Origin of the sequence: Streptomyces boluensis, from assembly GCF_009908195.1 — a bacterium.
Classification (GTDB): Bacteria; Actinomycetota; Actinomycetes; order Streptomycetales; family Streptomycetaceae; genus Streptomyces; species Streptomyces boluensis.
The window spans coordinates 1-7,088 of sequence record NZ_JAAAHS010000389.1 but is presented as its reverse complement, the minus strand read 5'-3'; the positions used below and the strand labels follow the sequence as shown (position 1 = coordinate 7,088).

Genomic DNA, 7,088 nt, shown 5'->3' with positions numbered 1-7,088 from the left:
GGGCCAGGGGCAGGCGTCGGCTCCCCAGTGCACGGAGCGGACAGCGAGTGGAGGAGGAAACAGCGACAGTGCAGCCCGCCGTCGAGTACCGGATCGAGGACCTGGCGCACCGCAGCGGCGCCACGGTCCGCACCATCCGCGCCTACCAGGACCGTGGCCTGCTGCCCCGCCCCGAGCGGCGCGGCCGGGCCAATGTGTACACGGACGCGCATCTGGCCCGGCTCCGCCAGATCGCCGACCTCCTGGACCGCGGCTTCACGCTGGCCTCGATAAAGGAACTCCTGGAGGCCTGGGACGCGGGCCGCGGCCTGGGCGGCGTGCTCGGTCTCGTCGCGGAGGTCGACGGCCCGTGGACGGACGAGAAGGCGGACCGGATCAGCCGCGCCGACCTCGACCGGCGCTTCGGCGGCAGCCCCGACGAGGCGGCGGTCGACGACGCGGTGGAGCTCGGCGTACTGGAGCGAGTCCCGGGCACGGACGACGAGTTCCTGGTGCCGAGCCCCCAAGAGCTGGCCGTAGCCGTCGAGTTGCACGCGGCGGGCGTGCCGCTCACCGCGATCTCGGGCCACCTACGGGAGTTGCGCACTCAGGTCGAGTACATAGCGTCCAGGTTCCTGGAGTTCACCACCGAGCACGTCTTCGCGCGGTACATCGGCGGGCACCGCATCCCCTCCGACTCCGAGGCGTCGGAAGCGGCCGCGCTGGTACGCCGACTGCGCCCCCTCGCCCAGCAGACCGTGGACGCCGAACTGGCCCGCGCCATGCGGACGTTCGCCACCCAGCACCTGCGCGAACACCTGGGCGCCGAGACACCGGCACCGCCCCCGTCGGGTGAGCTGCCGGTCGCCCTGCCCGCAGCCACAATTCAGGCCGTACAGCAGATGGTTGGCGCGGAGAACGCGGCAGCGTTCATCTCAGCGGCCGCCGAACGCGAGGTACAGACAAGACGATTGGACGATCTGACATCAACCCGCGGAAACACCCCATGAGTTGACGAAGTACCCCAATCCACAAGGCCGTTGTCCACAGATTCGTCAACTGGCCTGTGGATAACCCAGGTTGGCTGTGGATCAATCATTTCGCCGGTAAAGAGTTGGAGAACTCGACCGGGTACCGGGCACCCTGGCGGGATGAACGAAAGACGCATCGTCAAGGTGTCGAAATACCTCTCCAAACACCTGCGGCACGAGCCGGAACGCATCGGCCTCACCCTCGACACGGCCGGCTGGACGGAGATCGACGCCCTGCTCGAAGCCGCCGCCGCACACCGTTTCCCGATCACGCGCGCGGAGCTGGACGAGGCCGTCGCGAGCAACGACAAACAGCGGTTCGCGGTCGACGGCGGCCGGATCCGCGCCAACCAGGGCCACAGCGTCGACGTGGACCTGGGCCTGCCCACGGCGACCCCGCCCGCGTACCTCTTCCACGGGACGGTCGGCGCGCACCTGGAGGCGATCCGGCGCGAGGGCCTGCGCCCGATGAACCGGCACGACGTCCATCTCTCGCCCGACCGCGAGACCGCGACCCGCGTGGGCGCCCGCCGCGGCCGCCCCGTCGTGCTCAGCGTGGCCGCCGGCGAGATGCACGCCGACGGCCACACGTTCCGGCTGAGCGCCAACGGTGTCTGGCTGACCCGGTCCGTACCCGTGCGGTACGTACGCCTGCGCGCCTGAACGCCCGCCCAGCCACGCGGAGTTCGACCCGCCCCGCAGCGCGGATCTCGGCCCGCCCACCACGCGGATCTCGGCCCGCCGTTCGAAGTCGGCGCGCCCCCAAAGGCCCGAGTCTCTGCCCCCTCAGAGCTGGCTGACCGCCTCCGTGGCGATCCGCTCGAAAAGCTTCTCGTCCGCCGCGAAGTCGGAGTCCGGGATCGGCCAGTGCAGGGCGATCTCGTTGAAGCCCAGCTCCGCGTGCCGTCCCGCGAAGTCCACGAAGCCGTCGAGCGAGTCGATCGGCCGCCGCCCGCTCCTCGCCACCGGGTGGAAGTCCGGCGTGAACCCGGTGAGCAGCACCTTGTCGAGCTCCGCCACATCGCGCCCCGCCTCGTCGCAGGCCTTGGCGAGCCCGCCGATCTGCCCGCGCAGCGCCTCGACCGACTCCTCGGGCGTACCCGACTCGTACAGCTTCGGGTTGCCCGTCGTCACCCACGCCTGCCCGAGGCGCGCGGCGAGCCGCAGCCCGCGCGGCCCGGTCGCGGCGACGGCGAACGGCAGCCGCTCGCGCTGCACACAGCCGGGCAGGTTGCGGGCCTCGGTCGCGGTGTAGAACTCGCCCGCGTACGAGAGGTCGGCGGGCTCGCGCAGCAACTGGTCGAGGAGCGTCACGAACTCGGCGAAGCGGTCGGCCCGCTCCTTCGGAGTCCAGGGCTCCGCATCGGGCGCGCGCAGCGTACTGGCGTCGAACCCGATGCCGCCCGCGCCGATCCCGAGCGTGATCCGGCCCTCGGACACATCGTCGAGGGTGATCAACTCCTTGGCCAGGGTGACCGGGTGGCGGAAGTTCGGCGAGGTCACGAGCGTGCCGAGGCGCAGCCGCGAGGTGGCGGACGCGGCGGCGGTCAGCGTCGGCACGGCCCCGAACCACGGCCCGTCGCGGAAGCTGCGCCAGGCCAGGTGGTCATAGGTGTACGCCGCGTGGAAGCCCAGCTCCTCGGCGCGCTGCCAGCGGGCGCGACCGCCGTCGTGCCAGCGGTGGATGGGAAGGATCACGGTACTCAGACGCAGCGGAGAGGTCATTACGCCAGCGTACGATCCCGCCCGCGACCCGGCGGGCGGAAGCGGTCCGCCGTACGACCACCGGAGCCGGGCGCATACCCAGGAGGGCCCCGTACCCAGGAGGCCCCGTACTCAATAGCCCCCGTACTCAAGAGCGCCCGCCCGCACTCAGATGTGCACCCGACCGCCCGACCGTGCGGTAAATGCGGAAGAATGCGCGGGTGACCTCGACGCGACCGGAAGCCCCCGCCCCCGCCCACCGCACCCGGCTGATCGCCACGGACCTGGACGGCACGCTGCTGCGCGACGACAAGTCGGTGTCCCCACGCACGGTCGCCGCGCTCGCGGCCGCCGAGGAGGCCGGGGTCGAGGTGTTCTTCGTGACCGGCCGCCCGGCTCGCTGGATGGATGTGGTCAGCGATCACGTACACGGCCACGGCCTGGCGATCTGCGGGAACGGCGCCGCCGTCGTCGACCTGCACGGCGACGCGGGCAGCCACAGCTTCGTGAAGATCCGCGCGATCGAGCGGGAGGTGGCGACCGAGGTCGTCGAGCTGCTGCGCGCGGCCGCCCCCGGCACGGCCTTCGCCGTGGAGCGCACCACCGGCATACACCACGAGCTCGCCTACCCGCCGCTGCACCTCGACCCGGCCGTCACGATCGCCCCGGCCGAGAAGCTGCTCGCCGAGGACAGCGAACTCGCCGACCACCCGGTCCTGAAGCTCCTCGCCCACCATTCCGAGCTGTCCCCGGACGCGTTCCTCGCCCTGGCCCGTACCGCGATCGGCGGCGCCGCCAACGTCACCCGCTCCAGCCCCACCGCGCTCCTGGAGATCAGCGCGGCCGGGGTCTCCAAGGCGAGCACCCTCGCCCTGTGCTGCGCCGAGCGCGGGATCACCCCGGACGAGGTCGTGGCGTTCGGTGACATGCCGAACGACGTGGAGATGCTCTCCTGGGCCGGTACGTCGTACGCGATGGGCAACGCCCACCCGGACGTCGTCGCCGCCGCCTCGGGCCGTACCGTCGCCAACAACGACGACGGCGTCGCGGTGATCATCGAGCAGATCCTCGCGGACCGCCTCGCTTCCTGAGGCCCCCGGCTCAGGAGCCTTCCAGCGGGGCAGCCCCTTCCGGCGCGGCGGCTCAGAGCTGCACGCCCCGCTCCGCCAGCCACTTCCTCGGGTCGACCCCGGAGCCGTACTGCGGCGTGAGGCGCACCTCGAAGTGCAGGTGCGGCCCGGTCGAGTTGCCGGTCGTGCCCGCCTGCCCGAGCCACTGCCCGGCCCGCACCCGCTCCCCCTGGTCGACGGTGACGGCCGCCAGATGCGCGTACTGCGTGTAGTAGCCGCCCTCGTGCCCGACCACGACCTCCATGCCGAAGCCCTGACCGCACGTCACCCGCACGACCTTGCCCGCGCCCGCCGCCCGGACCGGCGCCCCGATGCCGACCGCGAAGTCCTGCCCCGTGTGCCGGTTCGCCCAGCGCTCACCGGAACCACCGAATCCGGCGGAGAGTTCGTACGTCTCCACCGGCGCCACCCACTCCCGCCCGGCGTCCCGCTCCGTGTCCTGCTCCGGCTGGTCGAGCCGTACGGCACCCCGGCACTTGCCCGCGGTGACCTGCCGGTCGGCGTCGTTCTGGAGGGTCCACCGCGCCTCCTCCAGCTTCTGCTCGATGCCGCGTTTCAACTCCGCGAGCTGCGCCTTGCGCGCGTCGAGACCGCGCCAGGCCGCCTGCGCCCGCTGTTCGCCGCCGTCGAGGGCGCGGGCGGAGCGCTGGGTCTTGCTGATGGCGTTGTCCATCGCCAGATCGGCCTGCCAGGCAGCCCGCTGACTGCGCATCAACTGCTCCGGGTCGTCGGCCATGAGCAACTGCGCGGTGTACGAGACATCGCCACCCGAGCGGTACTGGGCACGCGCGATCCGCCCCAAGTCGTCGTGCAGCAACCGCAGTTGGCGCCGCTCACGTTCCACGAGCCACTCCAGTCTCCTGGCCTTGGCGCGCTGCCCCTCGGCGGCCCGGCGGCCCTCCTCGTACCGCTGGGTCGCCGTCGCGGCCTGCGCGTACAGGCGCTGCACGGCGACGCTCGCACTCGGCTCGTCGACCGGCTCGTCGCCCGGCTCGTCGGGGGCGCCCACGGCCGGCGCCCCGGCCATGAGCAGCGCGATGAGCGCACAGAGCACCACCGGCAGGTGCGAGGAGTGCGACGGGCGGCGAGTACGAGAGCGCATGCCCGGATCGTCACCCGCCACCACCGCCGATGCCCGGACGAGAGGCACGCACGGGTGCTCCTCTACCCCACCCGGCCGCACCCGGCTCGGCCGGACGGGGGGTGCACCACGACGTGGGGTCGCCCCGTAAGGGGCGCGAGGAACAGCGCGACCAGCCACGAACAACCGGCGGCGGACAACGGGCGAGAGTCCCCGATCAGGGGCGCGGGGAACTGCGCACCTCACCACGGCCGACCCGCACCGAACCCGCCCCCGAAAACAGCGCAACGCTAATGAGGCGCCTGCCACACCACCGTCGTGCCGCCCCCGTCCGCCCCGATCCCGGGCCCGTACCAACTGTTCCCGCCCAGCGACTCCGCCCGCCGCTTGAGGTTCTTCAGGCCGCTGCGCCGGCCGCCCTCGGGGATGCCCACACCGTCGTCGGCCACCGTGAGCCGTACGCCGGGGGCGCCGTCCGGCAGCGCCACCTCGCAGTCGACGAGCACCTCGATCCGATGGGCCTCGGCGTGCCGGAACGCGTTGGACAGGGCCTCGCGCAGCGCGGCGATGAGGTTCTTGCCGGTGAGCTCGCCGACCAGCGAGTCGACCGGGCCGAGGAAACGGTGCGAGGGCTTGAAGCCGAGCGGCACCGCCGCCATGTTGATCTCCCGCAGCACCCGGGTGCGAAGCCCCGAGGGCGCCTCGGCGGGGCCCTGCTGCAGCGCGAAGATCGCGGTCCGGATCTCCTGGATGGTCACGTCCAGCTCGTCGACCGCCTTGCCCACCCCGACCTGCACCTCGGGCACCACCGAGCGGCGCTGCGCGCTCTCCAGCATCATCCCGGTGGCGAACAGCCGCTGGATCACCAGATCGTGCAGGTCACGGGCGATCCGGTCACGGTCCTCGAAGACCGCGAGCCGCTCCCGGTCGCGCTGCGCCTCGGCCATCATCAGGGCCAGCGCGGCCTGCGCGGCGAACTGCGCGGCGAGCGTCTTCTCCGCCTCGGTGAACGGCGGCGCGCCGGGCGGCCGCGGAGTGGCGAGGGCGCCGAGCACCCGCCCGCCGCTGTGCAGCGGAAGCATCATGCTGGGCCCGTACTCCTTGGCCAGGTCGGTGATCATCCGCGGGTCGGCGGCCGCGTCGTCGATGAACACCGGTTCCCCGGCGAGCAGTTGGTCCACGGCGGGGGACTCCGGCGGGATCACCACCCCCAGCGGGCGCAGCGGCCCTTCCGTGGAGATGGCGACGATCTCCAGGCCGCCCTCGTCGGCGGGCAGCAGCACGATGCCGGCGTCCGAGTCGGCGAGCCTGCGGGCCTGTTCGGCGACGACGGCGAGCGCGTCGTCGGCGTCCGCCCCGGAGAGCAGGGCCGTGGTCACGGCGACGGAGCCGTCGATCCACCGCTCACGCTGCCGGGTCGCCTCGTACAGGCGGGCGTTGCCGATCTGGATGCCCGCCTCGGTCGCGAGCACCTTCACCATGTGCTGGTCGTACGCGCTGAACGTGCCGTCGCCGCCCTGCTTCTCGGTCAGGTAGAGGTTGCCGAACACCTCGCCGCCGACCCGGATCGGGACGCCGAGGAAGGTCCGCATCGGCGGATGGTTCGGCGGGAATCCGACCGAGCGCGGGTCGGCGGTCAGATCGTCGAGCCGCAGCGAGACCGGGTCCTGGATGAGCGCCCCGAGAATCCCGCTCCGGCCGTCCGGCAGCTCCCCGATGCGCTCACGTTCCGCCTCGGTGACGCCGTACGTGACGAAGTCGGAGAGCCCGTCGCCCTGGTCGTTGATCACGCCGATCGCCGCGTACCTGGCGCCGGTGAGGCTGGCCGCGGTCTCCGCGATCCGGTCGAGGGTGGAGTGCAGACGCAGCCCGGCGCCCACCGAAACCATGGCCTCCAGGAGCTGCGGCAGCCGCGCGGCCAGCTCCTCGGGCAGCGCCTGCAGGCTCAGCGCGGCCTGCTCGGCGGCGCCAGGACCGGTCACGGTCCGCTCGGGGAACGGCGGCGGATCTTCGGGCACTGCGGGGGCTGACATGCCCTTGAGAGTAGTAAGTCCTATTTGCCGAGGAAAGTCGGGTACGGAGCGGTCCAAGCTGCCGCACCCGCCGAGCCTGAGGTGGGCCGGCCCACCTCAGCCACGCGCCGCGCCCCCCTCGCCCCCGCGC

The 7,088-nt window shown here is 72.5% G+C and carries 6 protein-coding genes; 3 read left to right on the top strand and 3 right to left on the bottom strand.

Annotated features, from left to right (window positions below; all coding sequences use genetic code 11):
- Nucleotides 1-68: 68 nt before the first annotated feature.
- Both GUY60_RS31690 and GUY60_RS31685 read left to right on the top strand, forming a co-directional pair.
- Nucleotides 69-989 carry a MerR family transcriptional regulator gene (locus GUY60_RS31690; protein WP_161704114.1) on the top strand — a complete coding sequence of 307 codons (921 nt, stop codon included), beginning with the start codon at nucleotides 69-71 and terminating at the stop codon, nucleotides 987-989.
- A gap of 141 nt (nucleotides 990-1,130) precedes the next feature.
- Nucleotides 1,131-1,673, top strand: coding sequence for an RNA 2'-phosphotransferase (locus tag GUY60_RS31685; protein WP_161704112.1), 543 nt, complete (start codon nucleotides 1,131-1,133; stop codon nucleotides 1,671-1,673).
- 123 nt (nucleotides 1,674-1,796) lie between these two features.
- Here the strand turns inward: GUY60_RS31685 and GUY60_RS31680 are convergent, their stop codons facing one another.
- Complete coding sequence (locus tag GUY60_RS31680) at nucleotides 1,797-2,735, bottom strand: LLM class flavin-dependent oxidoreductase (RefSeq protein WP_161704110.1); 939 nt, start codon at nucleotides 2,733-2,735, stop codon at nucleotides 1,797-1,799.
- 182 nt (nucleotides 2,736-2,917) lie between these two features.
- Between GUY60_RS31680 and GUY60_RS31675 the strand changes: the two genes are divergently transcribed.
- Complete coding sequence (locus GUY60_RS31675; protein WP_161704108.1) at nucleotides 2,918-3,805, top strand: Cof-type HAD-IIB family hydrolase; 888 nt, start codon at nucleotides 2,918-2,920, stop codon at nucleotides 3,803-3,805.
- A gap of 52 nt (nucleotides 3,806-3,857) precedes the next feature.
- On the opposite strand, the gene GUY60_RS31670 is transcribed toward GUY60_RS31675, so the two are convergent.
- Nucleotides 3,858-4,946: a M23 family metallopeptidase gene (locus GUY60_RS31670; RefSeq protein ID WP_161704106.1), complete on the bottom strand. Its 1,089-nt coding sequence runs from the start codon at nucleotides 4,944-4,946 to the stop codon at nucleotides 3,858-3,860.
- A 269-nt stretch (nucleotides 4,947-5,215) separates the two neighbouring features.
- Nucleotides 5,216-6,958: a GAF domain-containing sensor histidine kinase gene (locus tag GUY60_RS31665; protein ID WP_161704104.1), complete on the bottom strand. Its 1,743-nt coding sequence runs from the start codon at nucleotides 6,956-6,958 to the stop codon at nucleotides 5,216-5,218.
- Nucleotides 6,959-7,088 lie beyond the last annotated feature (130 nt).

Bases quoted from the DNA above. Each gene is read 5' to 3' on its own strand.
- GUY60_RS31685 (WP_161704112.1), top strand. From the start codon at position 1,131: ATGAACGAAAGACGCATCGTCAAGGTGTCGAAATACCTCTCCAAACAC.
- GUY60_RS31680 (WP_161704110.1), bottom strand. From the start codon at position 2,735: ATGACCTCTCCGCTGCGTCTGAGTACCGTGATCCTTCCCATCCACCGC.
- GUY60_RS31675 (WP_161704108.1), top strand. From the start codon at position 2,918: ATGCGGAAGAATGCGCGGGTGACCTCGACGCGACCGGAAGCCCCCGCC.
- GUY60_RS31670 (WP_161704106.1), bottom strand. From the start codon at position 4,946: ATGCGCTCTCGTACTCGCCGCCCGTCGCACTCCTCGCACCTGCCGGTG.
- GUY60_RS31665 (WP_161704104.1), bottom strand. From the start codon at position 6,958: ATGTCAGCCCCCGCAGTGCCCGAAGATCCGCCGCCGTTCCCCGAGCGG.